Origin of the sequence: Mesorhizobium sp. M0016, assembly GCF_040324035.1 — a bacterium.
GTDB lineage: Bacteria > Pseudomonadota > Alphaproteobacteria > Rhizobiales > Rhizobiaceae > Mesorhizobium.
Window position 1 is genome coordinate 22,498 of the sequence record NZ_JAMYVM010000036.1, and the last position, 21,180, is coordinate 43,677.

General features: G+C 61.3%; 15 protein-coding genes and 3 pseudogenes. 12 read left to right on the forward strand and 6 right to left on the reverse strand.

Annotated features, from left to right (window positions below; genetic code table 11):
- Positions 1-70: 70 nt before the first annotated feature.
- The 5 genes and pseudogenes from NKJ88_RS30915 to NKJ88_RS30935 all read right to left on the reverse strand — a co-directional run bounded on the left by NKJ88_RS30915 (position 71) and on the right by NKJ88_RS30935 (position 5,195).
- Positions 71-1,396: pseudogene (locus tag NKJ88_RS30915) on the reverse strand (NAD(P)/FAD-dependent oxidoreductase).
- 264 nt (positions 1,397-1,660) lie between these two features.
- Positions 1,661-2,098 (reverse strand): cupin domain-containing protein, encoded by a 438-nt coding sequence (locus tag NKJ88_RS30920; protein ID WP_352446717.1) that lies wholly within the window; start codon positions 2,096-2,098, stop codon positions 1,661-1,663.
- 318 nt (positions 2,099-2,416) lie between these two features.
- Positions 2,417-3,133: a beta/alpha barrel domain-containing protein gene (locus tag NKJ88_RS30925; protein ID WP_352446718.1), complete on the reverse strand. Its 717-nt coding sequence runs from the start codon at positions 3,131-3,133 to the stop codon at positions 2,417-2,419.
- A gap of 20 nt (positions 3,134-3,153) precedes the next feature.
- Entirely contained in the window at positions 3,154-4,146 is a 993-nt protein-coding gene (gene pdxA / locus NKJ88_RS30930) for a 4-hydroxythreonine-4-phosphate dehydrogenase PdxA (protein ID WP_352446719.1), read from the reverse strand.
- Complete coding sequence (locus tag NKJ88_RS30935) at positions 4,143-5,195, reverse strand: four-carbon acid sugar kinase family protein (RefSeq protein WP_352446720.1); 1,053 nt, start codon at positions 5,193-5,195, stop codon at positions 4,143-4,145. The genes pdxA and NKJ88_RS30935 overlap by 4 nt, the downstream gene beginning before the upstream one ends.
- Positions 5,196-5,268: 73 nt before the next feature.
- Here NKJ88_RS30935 and NKJ88_RS30940 point away from each other — a divergent pair, with 73 nt between their 5' ends.
- From NKJ88_RS30940 to NKJ88_RS30975, 8 genes and pseudogenes are all read left to right on the forward strand, one after another.
- Positions 5,269-6,156, forward strand: a complete 888-nt coding sequence (locus NKJ88_RS30940; RefSeq protein ID WP_352446721.1) for a LysR family transcriptional regulator — start codon at positions 5,269-5,271, stop codon at positions 6,154-6,156.
- A 788-nt stretch (positions 6,157-6,944) separates the two neighbouring features.
- Complete coding sequence (locus NKJ88_RS30945) at positions 6,945-8,609, forward strand: ABC transporter ATP-binding protein (protein ID WP_352446740.1); 1,665 nt, start codon at positions 6,945-6,947, stop codon at positions 8,607-8,609.
- A 23-nt stretch (positions 8,610-8,632) separates the two neighbouring features.
- A complete protein-coding gene (locus NKJ88_RS30950; protein ID WP_352446722.1) occupies positions 8,633-10,303 on the forward strand; it encodes a peptide ABC transporter substrate-binding protein in 1,671 nt (556 codons plus the stop codon).
- A gap of 81 nt (positions 10,304-10,384) precedes the next feature.
- Entirely contained in the window at positions 10,385-11,335 is a 951-nt protein-coding gene (locus NKJ88_RS30955; RefSeq protein WP_352446723.1) for an ABC transporter permease, read from the forward strand.
- 32 nt (positions 11,336-11,367) lie between these two features.
- The gene (locus tag NKJ88_RS30960) at positions 11,368-12,246 is read left to right on the forward strand and encodes an ABC transporter permease (protein ID WP_352446724.1); all 879 of its coding nucleotides are present in this window, start codon (positions 11,368-11,370) and stop codon (positions 12,244-12,246) included.
- Between the two features lie 114 nt (positions 12,247-12,360).
- Positions 12,361-13,611, forward strand: a complete 1,251-nt coding sequence (locus tag NKJ88_RS30965) for an NAD(P)/FAD-dependent oxidoreductase (protein ID WP_502904781.1) — start codon at positions 12,361-12,363, stop codon at positions 13,609-13,611.
- 299 nt (positions 13,612-13,910) lie between these two features.
- Positions 13,911-14,043: pseudogene (locus tag NKJ88_RS33060) on the forward strand (IS481 family transposase); the annotation flags it as partial.
- A gap of 273 nt (positions 14,044-14,316) precedes the next feature.
- Positions 14,317-15,639, forward strand: a complete 1,323-nt coding sequence (locus NKJ88_RS30975; RefSeq protein ID WP_352446726.1) for an NAD(P)/FAD-dependent oxidoreductase — start codon at positions 14,317-14,319, stop codon at positions 15,637-15,639.
- A 280-nt stretch (positions 15,640-15,919) separates the two neighbouring features.
- Here NKJ88_RS30975 and NKJ88_RS30980 read toward each other — a convergent pair whose 3' ends face one another.
- Positions 15,920-16,858, reverse strand: coding sequence for an ornithine cyclodeaminase family protein (locus tag NKJ88_RS30980; protein WP_352446727.1), 939 nt, complete (start codon positions 16,856-16,858; stop codon positions 15,920-15,922).
- Positions 16,859-17,163: 305 nt separating this feature from the next.
- On the opposite strand from NKJ88_RS30980, the gene NKJ88_RS30985 reads away from it, so the two are divergent.
- The 4 genes and pseudogenes from NKJ88_RS30985 (at position 17,164) to NKJ88_RS31000 (ending at position 21,006) form a co-directional block, all read left to right on the forward strand.
- Positions 17,164-18,024, forward strand: coding sequence for a GNAT family N-acetyltransferase (locus NKJ88_RS30985; RefSeq protein ID WP_352446728.1), 861 nt, complete (start codon positions 17,164-17,166; stop codon positions 18,022-18,024).
- An 11-nt stretch (positions 18,025-18,035) separates the two neighbouring features.
- On the forward strand, positions 18,036-19,214 hold the full coding sequence (locus NKJ88_RS30990; protein WP_352446729.1) for an alanine racemase: 1,179 nt from the start codon (positions 18,036-18,038) through the stop codon (positions 19,212-19,214).
- Between the two features lie 200 nt (positions 19,215-19,414).
- Positions 19,415-19,555 (forward strand): annotated as a pseudogene (locus tag NKJ88_RS33065) (FAD-dependent oxidoreductase); the annotation flags it as partial.
- Entirely contained in the window at positions 19,552-21,006 is a 1,455-nt protein-coding gene (locus tag NKJ88_RS31000) for an aldehyde dehydrogenase family protein (RefSeq protein WP_352446731.1), read from the forward strand. The pseudogene NKJ88_RS33065 and the gene NKJ88_RS31000, both read left to right, overlap by 4 nt.
- Positions 21,007-21,180: the final 174 nt, after the last annotated feature.

Sequence of the window (21,180 nt, forward strand, 5' to 3'; positions counted from 1 at the left end):
ACTTCCCTGTTTTGAGCACTCGCGGCCTCAATCTCGTGTGCGCCGATTGTACCTTGGCAAGCTGATCTCCTCAGAATTCAGCAACCTTGCCCCACGCAGCGCTCTTCAGGCGTTCGGGCCTATAAGGACGCGGATCGACAATAGGCTCGCTGCTTGTGATGATGTCGGCGATCAAATGCCCCGCGCCGGGCCAATCCCGAAGCCGTGACCACTGAATCCCGCCGCCAGGATGAAGCCCGGAATCCCCTCCACTTCGCCGATCGCGGGAATGCCGTCGGGTGTACTGTCGATATAACCCGCCCAGACATCGGAGATCGCGACGCGTTGGAGTTCGGGGATCAATTCGCAGGCTCTTCGATATGTCAGCCGAATCAGTCCCATGTCAGGCTTCGGGTCGAGAATTCGGTTCCGTTCCATTGGCGTAATATCGTCAAGGCTCCATTTGCGCAGGCTTTCATGGCCCTGACGCCAGCCCTCGAGGGCGCCCGGTGCGAGATTGCGCCAGCGGCGGGCGAACATCGGGATAAACTCGCGGCTGAACCTGAACTGCTGTGGCGTTGGATCGACGCGAGCCCGCCCGCTGATCGCCAGCGTGTATCCACCGTTGCTGCGCCGCGTCAGCGAGACGCTCGCTGTATGCAGGGCATCGGGCAGACCGATTGCGCCTGGCGCCACGGCTAGAATGGACTGACGCACGGCAGCTTGCGGGAAGCGCATACCAAGCTGGTCGCAGAAGGGAGAGGCCCACGCGCCTCCGGCCATAACCACGGTCTTCGTACGGATGGTTCCCGCTTCCGTCACCACGCCGCTGACCCTGCCGGCGCTCAACTCCAGTCCACGCGCCGCGCAATGCTGACGCACGGTACCGCCCGCCGCCATGATGCCGCGCGCGGCAACCGGCACTGCCTTGGAGGGATCCGCCGTTCCGTCCGTTGGTGAGAAAACGCCGCCCTTCCATTTGCGCCCGGTCGCTTTGCGCTTCTCGGTGGCTTCCTCCGCGCTCAGCACATGGCGTCCTCACGCCTACCGTCCTGGCGAAGTCACGCCATTTCGCCCAGCCCGCCAACTCATTTTCGTCCTGTGAGAGATAGAGGAGCCCGCAACGGCGAAATCCGGTATCCTCGCCAGTCTGCTGTGCCACCTTCTCCCAGAGATCGAGGCTCTTGGTTGCCATAGGCAACTCGCGCGCATCGCGGTTCTGCTGGCGGCACCAGCCCCAGTTTCGGCTCGACTGCTCGGCGGCCACGCGCCCTTTCTCGACCAGGGCGACGCTGACGCCGCGGCGCGCGAGATAGTACGCCGTGAACACGCCCACCACGCCGCCGCCGATGACGACGACGTCTGCCTCGCGGGGCAGGGAAGGGCTGCACTCGATGTGCATGAGCGGCGCGGGCATCTGCGGAACTCCGGTAACTTTGGAGCATTCTAGCCCGCGCCGAGAATAGACACGCTGCGGAGTTGTGTGCCTGGACGGAATATCCTGCGGTTAGCGGCCCTTAGGACATGCAATTGTTGCGTGAAAAGCTCGCTGGCGTCCCACCCTCACAGAGGGGAGGTAGGCTGAAGCTTCAAAGCCATCTCATGTGAAGGGGCGTCGCGTTGCGTGTGCGGCCTAAAACTCAGCGACCTTGCCAGGGGACATGATGGATCTCGCTCCACGTCAGGCTTGGACGCTTTGGACCACGAAAAACTTCGCCACGCGATCGTTGCTTTCCCACCCGATAGATGCGCCCTGGGGCACGAAAAGCGCGTCTCCGGTGCCCGCCGGCAGCACGCTGCCATCGGGCGCGGCGAATCGTACACTCCCGGCCAGCAGATGCATGAACTCGTTCTGGCGATGCGGGCGATTAATCCGGTGGTATGGGGTCGAACCCAGGTGCCCGCACGGTAATCCACGCCGTCGCTGGAGAAGACGTTGTCGCTGCGGCACTGCGGGGCAGGGCCAAGCAAAGCCTCGGCCGGTAGCGAGGCAGACGGCTTGAAGTCGGCGTCGGCGCGCAACGGGACAAGGCCGGGCTTCGTCGGTTTGTCGCAAGCGGCCGCGCAGAACGAAAACCGCACGCCTGATCCGGTCTGGATACGAAGCGCTGTGCCGCATCCGATGACAGCACCCGCTTGCGGCCCGAGCACCATCGGGGACGTCCCGGCCGCCGTCAGGATCAGCTCTCCTTCCACGACGACGATGGTTTCGATGTGGGGGAAGCTTGCGACTTCGAGCTCACCAACAAAGCTGGTTCGGCCCACGATCATCGAGTCCGGTCCTTCCCAGGCGATTTCGCGATGCCCCACAAAGTCGTCCGTGCCAAACGCTGCCCTGCGGAAAGGGGTTGCAACGGGAGCGCCGCCGGCGCGATGCAGCACTATAGCCACGGTCATGATTGCTCCTGCGAATTGCGCCATGATGCTCACTGAAAACTTAGCAGACGGCACCGTCGTGAATTGGCGAAAGGTGCTTGTTCAGGACAGCGACGTCGCGAATGATTGCGGTGAGTTGGCTTGTTAGGTCATTCCCATTGGCCGGGTATTTGCCATCCAAAGCCGCAGTCCCAATCGTAAAGCCAGTTGCGCCGGCGCTTTGGACGACTGCAATTCGTTCAGGGGTGTCGATCGAACCTGCAACGTAGACAGGCTTGGTGACTGCAGCGCAGACAGCCTTCATCAACTCAGGCACGTTCTCCGCTGAACGGTATGCCAGCAGGTCCAGGCCATGCACTCCATCGTGCTTTGCAATCGTCTTGGCACTTTCGACAATTTCGTCGATGGCGCCTTCAAGCACGCTCGGATGACCGGCGATCCGACCCGGAAACGGGAAGTACTGGATGCCGGTGTCCTTGATGATCGGCAGCACATCGTCGACCCGCGTGCCACCAAGAAGAACGTCAACGCCGATTTCGGCAGCTGCTCTTGCCGAAGCAATTTCGCTTTCGCGGTCCAGGGACACGACTTCCAGGTAGGAAGTTGCACCGCCCGTCCTGATGGCTGCAGTGAGGCTTTTCAGCTGCTCGATAGGCAAGCCGATATCCTTGAACCCGATGTGCCGCACGCCGAGGCTGAGCGCGGTTTGAAGTTGCTGCGAGGCGTCCGGAACCGTTCGGTCGTTGCGCGTGAGCATGAAGATGAAGCGTAACCCCATTGGTGTTGTTCCTTTCGTATCTAGTTCGTCTTGGTTTGCGCCAGCACGAGGCGCTTGGCGTAGGCAAGTGCTGTTTCCAAGCTGGCGTGGTCTGCAATCCCCCGGCCTGCGATGTCGAACGCCGTGCCGTGATCTGGGCTGGTGCGGACGAACGGCAGGCCAAGCGTGATGTTCACGCCTTTTTCCAGCCCGAGATACTTCACAGGGATCAGCCCTTGATCGTGGTATTGAGCTACCACAACATCGAATCGGCCTTGGCGTGCTTGCATGAAGACGGTGTCGCCCGGATATGGGCCAGTGGCATCGATGCCCTCGGCTCGGCATGCGTCGATTGCAGGTCGTATGATCCGGATCTCCTCGTCGCCGAAGAGACCACCTTCACCTGCATGCGGGTTGAGACCCGCTACAGCGATACGCGGGGTCGCGAAGCCGAGAGCTTTTCCACCCTCATGGGCAAGCCGGATAGCGGATAGCTGAGCGTCGAAATCGCCTTGTTCGATCGCCTTGCTCAGCGACGTGTGGATCGTGACGAGCACTGTGCGGATGTCATCGTTCGCAAGCATCATCGCCACGCGCTTGGCGCCGCCGTAGTCGGCCAGAATTTCAGTATGGCCGGGGTAGCGGATTCCCCCGCTGGCCATGGCCTCCTTGTTAATCGGCGCCGTGACGATGCCGCTCACTTCTCCGGACTTCGCTGCCGCGATCGCTGCAACGATGGCGTCGAAGGCAGCCTGTCCGGAGATCGCGCTGATACGCCCGATTGGAGGAGGCTCAGTAATCCGGGTGGTGTCGATGACTTCAATTACCTGCGGCTGGAACTGAGCTGCATCGGCCGCATTGATGCGTCGCACCTCGACGTTCAACCCGAGCCGCCGCACGATGTCCTGCATGACAACATAGCTGCCGAACACGACGACGCGTTCGCCGCCCTTCGCGAGCACCTTCGCCACGATCTCCGGCCCAATTCCGGATGCGTCGCCCATCGTGAGAGCAAGCGGGGAAAAATTCTTCATTGGACTGCTCCACGTATCCGGGCGACAGCGCGCTTCACAGCATCGTCACTGCCAAAGCCACCGGCCTTCATAGCGAGCAGGAGCGAGCGTCCATCGCCAAGCCTGGCGAGACCAAGCGGGAATCCGGGATCGAGTTCTTGCAGTATCTCGAACTCACGGACGTTGAGAAGGTCCAGGATCGCTTCCATCGTGTCGCCGCCAGTGGCGATCAAAGCGCCGAAGCGTAGGCTTTGGAGCTCTCGCGCTGCGTCTTGTGCGATACGGCGCAGCACCGCTGCCGAGTCCCCCTCGCGCGCGCTTGGTCCGCGCAGCAGCATGACGCCGCTGACCTTCTGGAGTTGATCTGCCTGCCGCTGACTGCGCAGATTTGCGCTCCCAATGACCACCAAGACATCGCTGCTGATGCCATCGATCAATGGTGGTAGGGTCTTCGCCGACACAAAACGCCGCGATAGGGCTGCAGCCATTCCAGGAGAGCCAACCCAAAGGATCGACGCTGGGTCCTCGATGGCAGCAATCTGCGAGTCGAGTTCTTCCTGCTTTTCTGCATCAAGCAGCGTGACATTCTTGATGCAACTCGGGACCAGGTCGACTAGCGCGGAATGCCGCACGGGATGCACAGGGTCATGGCCATACGAACTTTCCGAGACCGGAATGCCGTCAACAAGCTGAATGCCCCTCACTGTCGTACGACCGGCCTGCGGGAACGCCGGTGCAAACACCAGTGCTTTGCGGCCGCTCGCCGCAAAACATGCTTCAAGCTCCGCCGTTATGTGACCGCGAAGTGTGGAGTCCACCGTTTTATAGAGCACGGTACGGCCGGCAAGTCGGGCGGTTAATCGAGCGACCGCCTCGAACGCTTGCGACGGAGTAGCAGACCGCGAACCGCTATCGACTGCAATTATCGCTGCCGCTTCCGCTTGGCGCGGAAGCTGGCCTCTGCCGATTGACGCAGTCAAGCCCCGGGCGACGAAAGGTGCTGCACCATCTGCCGCGCTGGTGAGGTCATCGGCGAGGACCGCTATACTGGGTTGATGATTGGTGCGCATGCATCAACTAACAAAGCCTCACCAAGGATGAATAGCGATAGTTTCTAACGAAATCGGTGATAGATTATCACTGATGGATCGCTCAGACATACCGTCGCTCGACGACCTGCGAGCGTTCGAAGCAACAGCGCGGCTGGGCTCGGTCCGGCTTGCAGCAGACTCGCTTGCGCTCACGCACGGCGCCGTCAGTCGCCGTATCACCAAACTCGCCAATGACATCGGGGTTAGGTTGTTTGAAAAGAATGGGCGAGGGCTGCGGCTCACCCCGGCCGGCGAGACACTCAACCTCACCCTCGGCAGGTTCTTCGGTGAGTTGGCCGCCACAGTTCAAAGCCTGCGTGCTGCCAATGCCGGGAAGAGTGCCTTGGTGCTCTCCTGCGAGCCTTCAGTTGCCATTCGTTGGCTCATTCCGCGGCTGGGGGCGCTTCAAGTGGCGCATCCGAACATGGCCCTCCACCTCTCGGTAGGGGGAGGGCTTGTCGACTTTCGTAAGACACAGGTCGATCTCGCTATTCGACGGCTAGACTTCGCTGTGCCCGAGTTATGGAACGTCCGGACCCTTTTTCCCGAAAAGGTTGGGCCCATTATGAGGCGGGAATTCGTGCCAGCGTTTGAACATGGCGACTATCTCGCTCTCGGGTCGAAGACTCGACCTGGCGCGTGGGCGCAATGGCTGAAGACCCATCCGTCGGCGCGTCGACCCACAGAAATCCGGTATTTCGACAATCACGCCCTGATTGTCGAAGCTGCATCCGCAGGCCTGGGTGTAGCCCTCAGTCCGCTCGTACTCGCGATTGACGATGTGGAACGAGGAAGCCTGGCGGCACCTGCTGGCTTTGACCCTGACGGCAGTCAATATGGGTTGATATGGTTGGGGTCGAGTGAACTGCAAGGTGTGGAGTTTGAACTCGCAGAGTGGCTCCAAGCGCAGTTCAGCCGCCTAGGCCTAAATCACCTTTGAAAGAGCGCCCTGCGAGCTTCGCCCAGCTGAATGTGGTCGACCGGCATCGAAAAGGAGCACCCGAGCATTGATGGGCCGGGTAGAGTTTCTCGATGCGCGGCACAGTTTACCGTGCTTGGTTCCGCACTACCTTCTATAGGCATCCAGATGAGGCATCGCATGGGCGCATCACGGGCTTCGTGCAGGTGATACCGGTTGTTACTTACCTTCAACGCCTGGATGGGCGCCAATCCATTTCAAATGCGGAAAATTCCGGCGCGGCGGATCGTGCAAATTTCCTGTGGCAAGGAATTCCGTGCCCCGCCTTGGACAGGTCGGCACGGCCGCTGGCGTCATCGCTCATTCATTTTTCGGGCAATCACTCTCAGACTCTCACCTATCCCACGCCATCACCATCAGGCCAAACAGAGTGAAATGCCAATTGGGGCGTTCTTTTCAGAAGTTCCTGCCGCCCGAGAGCCAACTTTCGAAGACTCTGCGGAAACAGAACAGTCAAACTGGCTGGAAGAACGGGGCACCCTTACGGCAGGCAAGCTCCAGAGGACCTCCGATAGGCAGAGCTTGCCCGTTTGGAGGGTTCTCCAAGAAAAGGGAACAGTGTCCGGTACGGGGGCCGGGCTTCATAAGGGAGCCGCCAGGATGAGTAGTATCCGTCTCTCGCAGCCTCAAGGCGCGGAGCGCCGAGGGGGCCAGGCTACGGCTGTTACGGTGACGCGTTGCTGCTCAAGGGGCGATGTTGCGGTCCGCAACAGGGTCGATCCGCTTCGATGGAATGGGAGGTGATCCAGATGGTCGCAAGCATCCAGGCTGTAGCCTCTCACGATGTGGCGCTTTCGGTGCGCGACCTCACGGTGAATTTGCCGAAAGGCATGGAGCGAACCTATGCGGTCGAGAACATTTCCTTCGATCTGAAACGCGGCCAAATCCTGTGCATCATCGGCGAGTCCGGATCGGGTAAGTCGGTGACGGCAAACGCGATCATGGGCCTTCTGCCAAAGGTGATCCGCGTCTCCTCGGGTGTGATCCAGCTGGAGGGAATGAACATCGTCGGCATGTCGCCCGACAAGCTGCGCAACCTGCGTGGTCGGGTCGTGTCGATGATCTTTCAGGACCCACTCTCGGCGCTCAACCCCCTGATGACGGTGGGCGCGCAGATCGACGAGGTCATGGCCGCGCATGGCTTCGGCACGTCACAAGCCTGTCGAAACCGCGCCATCGAGTTGCTCACCGAAGTGGGGTTGCCAGATCCCGAACTCATGTATCACCAATATCCTTTCCGGCTTTCGGGCGGGCAGCGGCAGCGCGTAATGATCGCCATGGCCTTGGCGCTCGAGCCGACGGTGCTGATCGCCGATGAGCCGACCACTGCGCTCGACGTGACCACCCAGGCACAGATTCTGGAGCTGATCCGCGACATTCAGCGCCGCAAGGGCATGAGCGTGATGTTCATCACCCACGATTTCGGCGTGGTGGCCGAGATCGCCGACAGTGTCGTGGTGATGGAAAAGGGTCACATCGTCGAGCAGGGCAGCGCCGAGCAGATCTTGAAGGCGCCCAAGCATCCTTACACCCAGCGCCTGATCGCGGCCGTACCACATCTGATCGGCGAGGATCGCCCTCGTGGGGAGCCTGCCAGCAAGGAGCCAATCCTGAAGGTCGAGGGTCTGGTGAAGACCTATCGTGGCGGCGGCGCGCTGTTCGGCGCGCAACGAATTGTGAAAGCTGTGAACGAGGTTTCGTTCGAACTGGCGCCTGGCCGAACGCTGGGGGTCGTAGGCGAGAGCGGTTCGGGAAAATCCTCGCTGGGCCGGCTTCTGATCAAATTGCTGGACAGCGACGGCGGCGAGATTTTGTTCGAGGGATCTGACATCGCCAAGCTTTCCGAAGCGAAGTTCCGCCCGCTAAGACCACGGATCCAAATGATCTTCCAGGATCCCTTCGCGTCCCTGAACCCACGCTCAACGGTCGGCCACATCATCACGGTAGGCCCGGTGGCACACGGGATGCCTTATGCGCAGGCGCGCGAAGAAGCGCGGACGCTTCTGGCCCATGTCGGTCTCGATGCCGGCGCCTTCGACCGCTATCCGCACGAGTTTTCTGGTGGGCAACGCCAGCGAATCGGTATCGCTCGGGCTTTGATGTTCAAGCCGAAGCTTTTGATTGCCGACGAGGCGGTCTCCGCGCTCGACGTGTCGATCCAGGCGCAGATCCTGCAGCTCCTGGATCAGATCCAGCGAGAGACCGGCGTGTCGATGGTCTTCATCACGCACGATTTGCGTGTCGCCAGCCAGATCTGCGACGAAATCGCTGTGATGCAGAAAGGCCGGATCGTCGAGCGCGGACCGCCCTCGCAGATATTCCTGAACCCGCAAGCGGCCTACACGCGCCAACTCGTGGCGGCAATTCCCGGAGAGAGGTCGGGCAATGCTCGTCCAGTAGCAGCAAACGCATGAAAAATAACAAGAGAGGAACTACGATGACCAAGAATTCAACGACTACATCCAACTACTCGAGACGCCAGGCGCTGCGGCTGATGGCGCTAGGTGGAGCTGCAGGCTTGATCGCGCCCAATCTGCTGGGCAAGCCCGCTTTTGCCAAGACCCCTGCCGGAGGTCCGGCCGGTCGCGTCGTCGTCGGTCTTTCACAAGAGCCGACCGTGTTCAATCCGTTGATGGCGCACATCGAAGTCGATGACGCGGTCCATTTCTCGGTTTTCGATGCGCTGGTCCGGATGGACGCCAAGGGAGTCTTTCAGCCGAATCTAGCGGCCGAGGTGCCAAGCCAGAAGAACGGCGGCATTTCGCCGGACGGTCTCAACTGGCGCATCCGGTTACGTGACGATGTACGCTGGCACGACGGCGAGCCCTTCACGGCCGAGGACGTGAAGTACACCCTGGAACTCATCACGAACCCGAAGTTTCGCGCCTGGCGTACGAGCGGTCACACGCTCGTCCAGGACATCACAGTGGTTTCACCCACCGAGATCACATGGCGGATGAAGGAGGCTTTCGCGCCCTATCTTTCCTTCCTGGCCGAGACCTTCATGGTGCCCAAGCACATTCTGGGGAAAGAGGCCGATCCGAATGCAGCCGGGTTCAACCAGGCGCCGGTCGGCACCGGCGCATTCAAATGGAGCCAGCGGGTAGCGGGCGATCATATCGAACTCGTCGCCAATCCTGAGTATGCCGGCGACGGTCCGTATATCGAACAGCTCATCTTCAAATACATTCCCGATATGACGGTGCTCTACACTCAGTTCAAGAGCGGCGACGTTGACCTCGTCGATCAGTCGTACATCACTCCCGACCACTACACTGAAGCCCACGAACTGCCCGACCGTTTGGTGACACTCGAGACCGGGTCGTCCCTGGAGTCGTTCTTCCTGAATTTGGGCCGCCCGCAGTTCAAGGACGTGGCCGTGCGCCAGGCGCTCTACGCGGCCCTGGACAGGAAAGCGATTGTCGACACGATCTACTACGGCGTGGGCACTCTCACCGAGAGTTTCATGCCAAAGGAGTCCTTCTATTACGACCCGAACCTGCCGGCTCAGGAGTTCAATCTAGACCGGGCGCGCCAAATCCTCGATGAGGCGGGCTGGGCGCCAGGGCCGGATGGGATTCGCGCCAAGGACGGAGTTAGGCTGTCCTTCTCCAACTCAACAACCTCTGGCAACAACCTGCGCGAGCAGACGCAGCAGTTCATGCAGCAGACGTTTGCCGAGATCGGCGTCGAGATGACGATCTCGAACTTGCCAGCTGCCGTCATGTGGGGAGATTTCTGGCTGAAGTCGCAATTCGACACCGCCATGTCGGGCGTCACCTATCTGATTGCCGCGGACCCCGACGCCACAAACCGGCTGCATACGAAGGCAATCGCGGCTCAAGGCGGACACGGTTCGAACACCGCGCAATATTCCAATCCCGAGGTCGATGCCCTGCTCGACAAGGGGGCTCGCAGCTTCGATCCGGGAGAGCGGCGTGGGATCTACAATCGCGTGCAGGAGATGGTGCGCCAAGATCTGCCCTTCCTGCCGCTGTTCGCCTACACAAACGTCCTCGGGCGCAAGAAGGGGCTGGACGGCTTCGAGCCCAATCCCAACACGCGCACCGCGTCGTGGCATGCCGCAGTCTGGCAGTGGAAGGCCTAAACCCAAGCCGTTGCCGCCGCCCAATTTCACCACGGCGGCGGCAACAGACTGAAATCGTCAACCTACAAAGGAGGACTCAGAATGCGCGGCTTCCTGCTCAATCGCCTCTCGCAGAGCTTGGTGCTGCTTGTGATCGTTTCGATCATCGGCTTCGGCATTCTGAACCTTCTTCCCGGCGGACCGATGGCGCAATTCGGGCTCGATCCCGGGATGACCCAGCAGGATATCGAGCGACTCAAGGGGCTGCTGGGCCTTGATCGTCCTATATGGGTCCAATATCTGGACTGGGCATGGCGGCTGGTGCGGGGCGACTGGGGTCACTCCTTCCGCGACGGAGCGCCGGTATTGCAGATCATTGGCAGCCATGTGTTCGCCACGCTGCTGCTGATGGGATCCTCAACCGTGATTGCGATCTCCATCGGCGCCTGGATTGGAATCCGCGGCGCCACCCGCCGCTACTCGCTGTTCGATTATCTCGCCACCGTTGGCGCCATGGTAGCATTGTCGGTCCCCACCTTCTGGTTCGGCCTCGTCGGCATCTACATCTTTTCCCTGAAATTGGGCTGGTTGCCGGCGGGCAATATGTCCGAGATCGGCGATAGCTCGATCCTGGGCTATCTTCACCATCTGATCCTGCCAAGCATCGTGCTGTCGCTGGTCCATGTCGCGATCTGGAGCCGCTACATGCGGACGGCTACCCTCGACGCCATCAGCCAGGACTTCGTCAAGACGGCTCGGGCCAAGGGGTTGAGTGAACGCCGGATATTGATGAAGCATGTCGTCGGCAACGCACTTTTGCCGATGATTACCCTGGCCGGGATGCAGCTTCCCAGCGTCCTCACCGGCGCGCTGGTGACCGAAACTGTCTTTACCTGGCCAGGAATGGGACGGTTGTTCCTCGATAGCCTTGGTTACAGCGACTATCCGGTTGTGATGGGGCTGCTGATGTTCTCCGCTATCCTCGTTCTGCTTGGAAACCTGATCGCCGACATTGTCGTCGCTATCGTCGATCCGCGCATTCGTCTGGCTTGAGCGCGCAACTTCCCCGACAGGAGACAGCCGATATGACCGCTCTCACCGCAAAGGCAGCTCCAAGCCGATGGACAAGCAACCGCGCGGCGCTTCGTTTCATGCGGCATCGCCTGGCGCTGCTCGGTTTGGCGATGATCATCCTCCTCAGCCTCGCTTGCGTCGTCGGCCCGCATCTCCTGCCTTATGACTCACTGTATATCGATCTGCGGGCCCGCTTCGCTCCTCCGCTTACGGGCCACCACTTTCTAGGCACTGATCCGCTCGGCCGCGACCTGGCGGCAAGGCTCTTGATGGCGGGACGGATCTCGTTGCTTGTGGGCTTCTTCGCCATGTTGTTGTCGACGCTGATCGGCACGCTCGTTGGGGTAATTGCTGGATACCGCGGCGGCTGGATAGGAGCGTCGCTGATGCGCATGGTAGACGGCTTTCTGGCCTTCCCGTCTATCTTCCTTGTGCTGGCCCTTGCCGCAGCCTTGAAACCCAGCCCGATAATGATCACCGTCGTGATCGCTGCGACCAGCTGGATGGAAGTCGCCCGAATTGTAGAGGCCGAGGTCCGCTCGCTTCGCGAGCGCGAATTCGTCCAGGCCGGGCGAATGCTGGGGCTGAGCGGCACACATATCATGTTTCGGGAAATCCTTCCCAACGCCATCGGTCCAATCATCGTTGCTTCCACCTTGACCGTCGCGCGCGCCATTCTCATGGAAGCCTACATCAGCTTCCTCGGCTACGGAATCCAGCCGCCACTGCCAAGCTGGGGCAACATGCTCAACGGCGCCCAGCAATATCTGGGCAGCGCACCCTGGCTAGCAATCATTCCCGGAGCGGCAATCACCATCGCGGTGACCAGTTTCAATTTCATCGGCGACGGACTGCGTGACGCTCTGGATGTGCGAGATGACCATATTTGAATACCGCGACCCGTCACATTCCTAAACCCTGGAACATCAAGAGAAGTCAGTCACGTGCAAGAGCCCGAAGTCGCCGAAAAGAATACGCCCTACTGGTGGGAAGCGGCACCCGTCATGCCGCTGCCGCGGCAGCCGCTGGCAAAGAAGCTCGACGTGGTGATTATCGGCGCCGGCTATGCCGGGCTTTCGGCCGGGCTTGTGCTGGCGCGCGAGGGGCGCTCGGTCGCCGCATTTGATGCGATGCATCCGGGCGAGGGTGCTTCCACGCGCAATGGCGGGATTACGAGCGGGAGCATCCGGCCGGATTCTGCCACGATCACCAGGTGCTTCGGTGAAGAGAAGGCCATGGCGATCGAGGCCGAGGGCAAGATCGCGCGCGAATTCCTCTACGACTTCATCAAGACCGAAGGGCTCGACTGCGACTTCCGCTTGGTCGGCCAGTTCAAAGGCGCTTTCGGACATGAACAGTATGAGAAGATGGCGCGCGGCGCCGAGAGGCTGGCAAAGAAACTGAGGATCGAGTCCTACGCCGTTCCGCATGCTGAGCAGCGGAACTATATCGGCACCGATTTCTACCGCGGCGGAACCGTTCGGACGGACATTGGCGGGCTGCACCCCGCAAAGTTCCACGCTGAACTCCTGCGGGTAGCGCTCGCATCCGGATTGACGGTCCATTCGCATACGGCGGTCAAGTCGATCGAGAGGAATGGTTCAGGGTTCCGCGTCGTGACTTCGGCAGGGACGGTGGATGCGCGGCAGGTTCTGGTCTGTACCAACGGCTATACCGATGGCGCCGCTCCCTTCCTGCGCCGCCGGCTGGTTCCGGTCCGCAGCCGGATCATCGTCACCGAGGAACTTGCGCCCGATATCATGGCGCGACTGATGCCGAAGCTGATGACGATCACCGAGGGCCGGCAACTCGGTTTCTATTATCGTCCCTCGCCCGACGGGAAACGCATCCTGCTGGGGGGGCGCGACAGTTCTCGTGTCGGCGATCCGATTGCCCCGAAACTTCTCCTACGCAAGGGCCTGGTGAACCTTTTCCCGGAGTTGGAAAACGTGCGCCTTTCGCATTGCTGGTTCGGCAACGTAGCGATGAATCGCGACATGCTGCCTCGCATCTTCGAGAAGGATGGTGTGGTCTATGCCACCGGCTTCTGCGGTTCGGGCGTGGTCTGGGCGCCATGGATCGGTATGCGTGCGGCCCACAAGCTGATGGGGCATGGCGAGCAGTCGCGCACCGCGTTCGACTTTCGACCGCCTTCGGCCATCCCGCTCTACCGCGGCAATCCGTGGTTCATGCCGGCGATTATCCAGGGCTACCGGTTGCAGGACCGTATCGCCTTCTGGCGCGCCAGCCGCTGACGGCCAAAGGTGACAGACTTGTTGACCATTCGTCGCTGCGGCCCGGCTGGAGGCACCGCGGAGCTTGACGGCGGATCTAGCTCGAAGGTCGCCTTCATGGAGTTGCATGGGAAGGCCACCACTGTCGTCTCCCGGAGAGTTCCTGCTCCGGCTGATCGCGGCCGTTCCCTATAAGATCCAAACCGTGCCTCACGACGATGGAATCAGTTCACCACACCCAATGCCCGGGCTCGGCCGTGCCGCAGATCAAAGAGGCTATCGCCAACGGCGAACGCCTCTGGGCGCACGCCATCGAATGTGCCTGCGCCACGAACGACATCGAGCACCGTACGACTAAGGCCAAGCATCATTGGACAGGTCGAGAGGATGTACCGCACGATCAAGGACGCCACCGTCAAACGCTTCTACTACGAGAGCCACGATCAGCTCGGGTAACACCTCGCTGACTTCGTTGCCGCCGACAACTTCGCACGCAGGCTCAAGACCCTTAAGCGAGATCCAACGGACTCGCGAGCAGGTTACGCCGCCCTGCGCCGAACTGAAACTCGGTCAGGCTTGAGCAGTTCGTATCGATCAAGGGATCAAAAACCCGCACATCTGGCGAAGTCCTAGATGATTTCGGCACATTCTTTCGAGCGCACGATGCGATGAAAGGCTGATCGGAACTTTGCTTCCGCATTCTTGGCAGCCGAGGTTGGTTGGAACATGTCGCCCCGAGTCGAACGCATTCACAGCGATGAGCGTCTCCCGGCCGAAGTCGACGTCGTCATCGTCGGCGGCGGCATCCTCGGCTCTACGGCAGCCTATTTCCTGGCGAAGCGTGGCCTCTCTGTGGCTCTGCTTGAGAAGGGGCACGTCGCCTGTGAACAATCGAGCCGAAACTGGGGTTGGTGCCGCCAGCAGAACCGCGATCGGCGCGAACTGGCGCTCTCGGTGATCTCCATGCGACTGTGGGACGAGCTGACGCGCGATATCAATCGCGACCTTGGATTTCGACGTTGCGGTCTCGTCTCTGCGACTCACGACGAGGCTGTGCTCGCCGGCTGGGAAAGGTGGCGCGAGGTCGCCAGGGAGTACGAGGTCGAAACCCGCATGCTGAGCCGGGCGGAGGTGGCCGAGCGCGTCCCCGAAGCGCGCGACAAATGGGTCGGCGGGACCTATTCGGAACGGGATGGTAAGGCCGAACCTGCGCTCGCCGCGCCGGCTATCGCCGATGGGGCCAGAGCTCTGGGCGCCACCATCCACCAGGAATGCGCCGCGCGGGCGCTCGACTTGGCCAATGGCAAGATTGCGGGCGTAGACACGGAGAAGGGCTACATCAGAACCAGCGCGGTGCTGTGCGCCGCTGGTGCCTGGTCCTCGCGCTTCCTTAGGCCGCTCGGGATCAGTTTCCCCCAAGCGAGCATCCGGCAGACCGCGCTGCGTTCCACCCCGACAATCAACATAGGCGAGGCAATCTCCACACCCTACTGCACGATCACGCGTCGACTGGACGGCAGCTATACGCTTGCGATCAGCGGCAAGGCGAACCTCGAAATCACGCCCCAGGCTATCCGGTATAGCCGGGAATTCATGCCGCAATTCTTGCGTCGCCTGAAGAACGTCAGGCTCGGCATCGGCCGATCGTTCCTTTCGGGGCCGGATTCAATGCCGGCGCTGCTGACCAACGACCATCGGATCTTCGAACAGAATCGGGTGCTGGATCCTCCACCCTTAAAATGGCTGGTAAGCCAAGTGGTGGAGAGTGTCCGGAAGACCTTCCCCCAACTCGGCGATATAGAGATCGATAGTGCCTGGGGCGGCTTCGTGGATTGCACGCCGGACGCAGTGCCTGTGGTTTCGCAGGTGGACGGGGTAAAAGGCCTCGTCCTCGCGGCGGGCTGCTCGGGCCACGGCTTCGGTTTGGGCCCGGGGCTTGGTTATCTGGCCGCACAGCTTGTCGTAAACGACACGCCTTGCGTCGATCCTACACCGCTCCGCCTGTCGCGTCTGGTCGACGGCTCGAAGCTGGACATCGCCGCTATCTGAAGATCAGCCGGAAGTCAGGCCTGCAAGGTGGTGATGGATTGGTAGGCGGCGGTCGGGACTAGCCTCGAGAGGAGCGATCTACGGCATGAACTTCCGGGGCAACGCGATTTCCGATTGCTGAGGTCGATGATGATGTCGCTTTCCCACCCAGGGCTGCCGTGTGTGGTTGGCGGTAGGCTGGCGGACTTGCGCTCATTCGGGGCCGCGGAGCTCCGCCGTAAGGCTCTTTGTTCCAGTGCAGCCGCACCATCGAGGCGGGAACTTGTCGCTGCGAAGTTGATCAGCGGTGGGGCGTCTTGGCGCGGATCAGCGCGTCAGCCATGTAGAGGTCCTGCAGGGAGATACCGGAGCTGTCGAAGACAGTGATTTCGGTGTCGGAGAGGCGTCCGGACACACGCTTGGCAATGACGTCGCCGATTGGTGTTACTGCAAGCACGCCGGCGTCGATCTCGTCGCGCACGTGTTGGAACTCGCCGATCTGAACGGACTGGGAAAGCAGATCACAAAACAGACGCGCGTTGCGAAAAAGTTCGCTCGGCAATTCGCGCTTGCCTGGAGCATCCGACCCCATGCTGACGATATGGGTTCCAGGTCCCACCCAAGCGGCATCGAACAGCGATTCGCGTGAGGGCGTCGCCGTGACCACGATGTCGGCCGCACGCACGGCTTCTTCGGGCAAGGCAGCGCGCGCCTGCAGGCCCCATTCGCCGATCTGATCGACAAAAGCGTCGCGCCGAGGCGAAGGCGGGGCCACCACCACCACGCTTTCGATTGCGCGGATGCGTGCCAGCGCCCTCACTTCGAAGCCCGCCTGATTGCCGGCGCCGAATATCGCCAGAACCTTGGCCTGCTTGCGCGCAAGAAGATCAGCTGCAACCGCGTCGGCTGCGGCCGTCCTGTAGGCGTTCACCTTTCCGGCCTCGATTACGGCGCGGAGCCGTCCTGTATTCTGATCGAGCAGCACGATGGTGGAGTTGTGGCGGGGAAGGCCACGTGCCGGGTTGCCCGACCAGAAGGACCCGATTTTCACTCCGGTGAGGTCGTCAGATGACCCGGATTTGATAGAGAAGGTATTGCTAGCCTTCTGTGTGCGCCCGAGAACAGCGGGAAAGACCCAACTCTGCCCCGATGCTGCTGCCACGAGAGCCTCCCGCGCCGCCTCGAAAGCAAGCTCATGGGTGACGAGGGCGGCTGATTCCTCCTCGCTGATATAGATCATCCGAAATTCCTTTTGAGCATCAATCGCTCATCACTGGGAAGTGTTTGCGGCTATGCCATCGTAGAGGCTGAGATCGCATCCATGTGGGATGGTGCGGACGACTCGCCCAGCTAGGGTAATCACAAACGGGACTCAAGCTGCCGAACATTCTTCGCCCGATTTGTGCAACTTGGCGTGCCGAGGAACTGCCGAAAACGAATGATCTCGCTTATTTGAAAGGGCAAAACAGCAGAGAAATCTGCTGTTGGGGCGCAATTCTAAGGTCCGACTTCAATTCGACAGTGATCAAGAGACGGCACCTCCCCATGGCCCCTCAACTCGAGCGAGATATCGTCATCCCTAGCGAGCTGATGAAATTGGAACCCCGCCATCTGCCGGGCGCGCTCAAGCTGTCGCAGGAGATGGGCTGGCCCTATCGCCATGAGGATTGGGAATTTGCCGCCATGGTCGGAAATGGCCTGGTCCTGGAGCGGGCAGGGCACGTTATCGGCACGGCGATGTCCTGGAATTACGGACCGACCTATGCGTCTGCCGGGATGATCATCGTCACGGGCTCGGCACAAGGGGGCGGGAACGGCTCCCGGCTGTTTGATGGATTGCTTGAGGCTACACACGGGCGCCATGTGCTGCTCAATTCGACCGACGAGGGGCTCGCGCTCTACCAGCGACGCGGCTTCACGGCCTGGGGCACGGTGCTTCAGCACCAGGGCCGGCTAACTATTGCCGTGGCGCAGACGACCCCTGACATTCGTCAAGCGACGGTCTCTGACCTTGCGGCAATCCAGGCCTTCGATGAACGGGCTACGGGCATGCTCCGGTCGGCGATGGTGGCTGCGCTCGCCGATGCGGGCAAGGTCGTCGTAATCGAACGCGGGGGGCGGGTTGCCGGCTACGCCATCGCCAGGAAATTCGGGCGCGGCTATGTCGTCGGCCCTTGTGCGGCCGAAAGCGTGGATGATGCGCGGCTTCTGATCCTGGCGCAGCTTTCGAAGCTTCACGGTCAATTCGTTCGCATCGACGTCTATGCCGAAGATGGATTGGGCGACTGGCTTGCGAGCCTCGGACTCAAGCGAGCGGGCAGTGCCACCGCTATGGTCAAAGGGCAACGACCCGCCTCCGACGGGCCGGCCCACATGTACGCATTGGCAAACCAGTCGTTCATTTAGGAAACAAGGTCATGGACACTATGGCGACAAATCTATCAGGGAGCGCGACGGCGAAGAGTATCGACGCCCTTGTGACGCCGACCCTGCTGCTGGACCGCGGACGGCTCGGACGCAACATTCAACGCCTGGCTGAACGCGCCAAGAAGCTCGGCGTGGTGCTGCGTTCGCATATGAAGACGGCCAAAAGCATCGACGTCGCCCGATACGCGTTCCCTCGCGAGCCCGGTCCGATCACGGTCTCGACCATCGCCGAGGCGGAGTATTTCGCGGACCACGGCTTTCGCGACATCACCTATGCGGTCGGCATCTCGCCGGCTTCGGCCAGGCGCGCGATGGAGCTTTGTCGTAGTACCGGTGCTGATGTGAAGCTGCTGCTCGATTCCGTGGAGCAGGCCGACGCCCTCGCCGGCCTGCGCGAAGCCACCGGCGTGACGCCATCAGTGTTCATCGAACTGGACTGCGATGACCATCGCGGCGGATTGAAGCCGGACGGCCCGAAGTTGCTCGACGTGGCCAGCAGCGTCGTCGCTGCCGGTGCCAAGCTAGTCGGCGTTCTCGCCCATGCAGGCGAGTCGTATGGTTTGAACACGCCCGAGGCGCTGGTCAAGGCGGCGGAGAATGAACGTTCCGCTGCCGTGCGCGCTGCTGAAACGTTGCGCGCCCATGGCCATGCCTGCCCGATCGTCAGCGTCGGCTCGACGCCGACAGCCCATTTCGCCCAGAACCTCGAGGGTGTCACGGAGTTGCGCGCCGGGGTCTACATGTTCTTCGACCTCGTCCAGCACGGGGTAGGGGTCTGCGAGCGCGACGATATCGCGATTTCCGTATTGGCCACGGTGATCGGCTCCAAGCCGGAAAAGGGATGGGTGCTGGTTGACGCCGGGTGGATGGCGCTTTCTCGCGACCGGGGAACCGCAAACCAGCAGATCGACCAGGGTTACGGCGTGGTCTGCGACGAGAAGGGGCGGGTGCTTGAAGATGTGATCGTGGCCCAGGCCAGCCAGGAACACGGTATCCTCGCCGTGCGTGCCGGTTCTGGCAAGTCCATGCCCGAGTTGCCGCTCGGGTCTCGAGTCAGGATCCTGCCCAACCATGCGTGCGCGATGGCCGCCCAGCATGACTTCTACAGCGTCGTCAACGGGGACAGCCCCAAAATTGAAGCGCGTTGGGAGCGGATGCGCGGCTGGTAGGCGCGCGAACAGACGCCTCGGATGTTGCCCCACTCTAATCAGCACTGGCGGTCAAGAAAATGAAATTTACCTCTTACTGGTTGGATACGTCTCAGCCGATCAACGAGGGCTCGTCCAAACCGCTCGAAGGCCACTCCGACCTGACAATCGTGGGTGGCGCCCTGACGGACTCTTCCGGAGCATTGCCCCTTGGCAGCACCATGACCGATGTCATGGATGGGCGCCCCGACCTGAACCCCTGGAAGGATTTCGACTGGCCGGCGATCCCCGGTTATTTCGGACGTCCCTGGTTCCTGCCGGTTCTCGGTGCCTACTACCGCATGAAGGAGCTTGTCGGGTGACGGGGCCCCTCGAACACCTGTCGCGCAACGGCCACCTGGACAACTTCTTCATCGACGGACGATGGGTCGAGCCGCGCGGCACCGCGACGGGCGTGGTCATCAATCCCGCCACCGAAGAGGTAGTAAGCCAGTTTCCGCTTGGCGATAGAGAGGACGTGGACGCAGCCGTTGCTGCGGCTCGCGGGGCATTCGCCACCTGGAGCCGGACCACGCCAGAATATCGCGCGGGTCTGCTCGAGCGCCTGCAAGCGCTGCTCGAGGCGCGCGGCGAACTGTTGGCTCAATGCCTGAGCCTCGAAATGGGCGCGGCGATCGGCTATGCGCGCAGCGCGCAGGTGCCGCTGGCAATCGCCCATGTCAGGGTCGCCTGCGAGGTCCTGAAAGCTTTTCCCTTCCTAAAGCAGCGGGGGCAAACCGCCGTCAGCCACGAACCGATCGGTGTCTGTGCGTTGATCACGCCGTGGAACTGGCCACTTTACCAGATCACCGCCAAGGTTTCGCCGGCGCTCGCGGCAGGCTGCTCGGTCGTGTTGAAGCCAAGCGAGCTCTCTCCCTTGGACGCCCTGCTGTTCGCCGAGGCGATCGAGGAAGCCGGCTTCCCTGCCGGAGTGTTCAATCTGGTGCAAGGTGATGGTGCATGCGTGGGTGCTAGTCTGGCATCCCATCCGAACGTCGATATGATCTCCATTACCGGGTCCACCCGCGCGGGCATTGCGGTGGCCCAGGCGGCAGCGCCGACGGTCAAGCGTGTCGCGCAGGAACTCGGTGGTAAGTCCCCCAACGTGATCCTGCCGGACGCCGATCTCGACCGCGCCGTTTCCCTGGGCATAGCCGCCGCCTTCCGCAATCTCGGCCAGTCATGCAGCGCCCCGACGCGCATGATCGTGCCACGCGAGCGGCTGTCCGAGATCGAGGCAATCGCCCAGAGGGCCGCGGCCCAGATCGTCGTCGGCGATCCTCTTTGCGAAGCCACCACTCACGGTGCAATCGCCAACCGTGCCCAATTCGAACGCATCCAAACCATGATCGGCGTCGGCATTGCGGAAGGCGCCAGGCTCATCATCGGCGGACCGGGTCGTGCACACGATCTGAACGTCGGCCTCTATGTGAAGCCGACGATCTTTTCGGACGTGCGCACTAGCATGCGCATTGCACAGGAAGAGGTTTTCGGTCCAGTTCTCTGCATAATCCCCTACGACACTGTTGATGAGGCCGTAAGTATCGCCAACGATACGGTGTACGGCCTGGGAGCCCATGTGCAGGGCGAGGACTTGGATGCCGTCAGGGACGTCGCGTCGCAGATCCGCTCCGGCCAGGTGCATCTCAACTACCCGGCCTGGGATCCGCACGCCCCGTTTGGCGGTTTCAAGCAGTCCGGAAACGGACGTGAATATGGTGTCGAGGGCATGCAGGAATATCTCGAGGTCAAATCCATCCTCGGCTATTTCTAGGAGCCATCTTCGCCAGGCGCAGAGGCGCGCCGGTGGCGCCATCCATGCCAGTAGCCTGCTTTTAGCGGGCGCTTCCGCATTCGGGAAGTATCTTCGCACTATTCCGTCGCGGTGATGTCGCCAAGGGGCGATCCTGGCCCGAATGCACTTTTGGCCTGGAGCGACTACCCACGG

What these genes read in the sequence shown, in the direction of transcription:
- NKJ88_RS30985 (WP_352446728.1), top strand. Translation starts at nt 17,164, where the DNA reads ATGGCCCCTCAACTCGAGCGAGATATCGTCATCCCTAGCGAGCTGATG.
- NKJ88_RS30955 (WP_352446723.1), top strand. Translation starts at nt 10,385, where the DNA reads ATGCGCGGCTTCCTGCTCAATCGCCTCTCGCAGAGCTTGGTGCTGCTT.
- NKJ88_RS30965 (WP_502904781.1), top strand. Translation starts at nt 12,361, where the DNA reads ATGCCGCTGCCGCGGCAGCCGCTGGCAAAGAAGCTCGACGTGGTGATT.
- NKJ88_RS30990 (WP_352446729.1), top strand. Translation starts at nt 18,036, where the DNA reads ATGGACACTATGGCGACAAATCTATCAGGGAGCGCGACGGCGAAGAGT.
- NKJ88_RS30975 (WP_352446726.1), top strand. Translation starts at nt 14,317, where the DNA reads ATGTCGCCCCGAGTCGAACGCATTCACAGCGATGAGCGTCTCCCGGCC.
- NKJ88_RS30925 (WP_352446718.1), bottom strand. Translation starts at nt 3,133, where the DNA reads ATGGGGTTACGCTTCATCTTCATGCTCACGCGCAACGACCGAACGGTT.
- NKJ88_RS30920 (WP_352446717.1), bottom strand. Translation starts at nt 2,098, where the DNA reads ATGCGGCACAGCGCTTCGTATCCAGACCGGATCAGGCGTGCGGTTTTC.
- pdxA (WP_352446719.1), bottom strand. Translation starts at nt 4,146, where the DNA reads ATGAAGAATTTTTCCCCGCTTGCTCTCACGATGGGCGACGCATCCGGA.
- NKJ88_RS30950 (WP_352446722.1), top strand. Translation starts at nt 8,633, where the DNA reads ATGACCAAGAATTCAACGACTACATCCAACTACTCGAGACGCCAGGCG.
- NKJ88_RS30980 (WP_352446727.1), bottom strand. Translation starts at nt 16,858, where the DNA reads ATGATCTATATCAGCGAGGAGGAATCAGCCGCCCTCGTCACCCATGAG.
- NKJ88_RS30945 (WP_352446740.1), top strand. Translation starts at nt 6,945, where the DNA reads ATGGTCGCAAGCATCCAGGCTGTAGCCTCTCACGATGTGGCGCTTTCG.
- NKJ88_RS30935 (WP_352446720.1), bottom strand. Translation starts at nt 5,195, where the DNA reads ATGCGCACCAATCATCAACCCAGTATAGCGGTCCTCGCCGATGACCTC.
- NKJ88_RS30940 (WP_352446721.1), top strand. Translation starts at nt 5,269, where the DNA reads ATGGATCGCTCAGACATACCGTCGCTCGACGACCTGCGAGCGTTCGAA.
- NKJ88_RS30960 (WP_352446724.1), top strand. Translation starts at nt 11,368, where the DNA reads ATGACCGCTCTCACCGCAAAGGCAGCTCCAAGCCGATGGACAAGCAAC.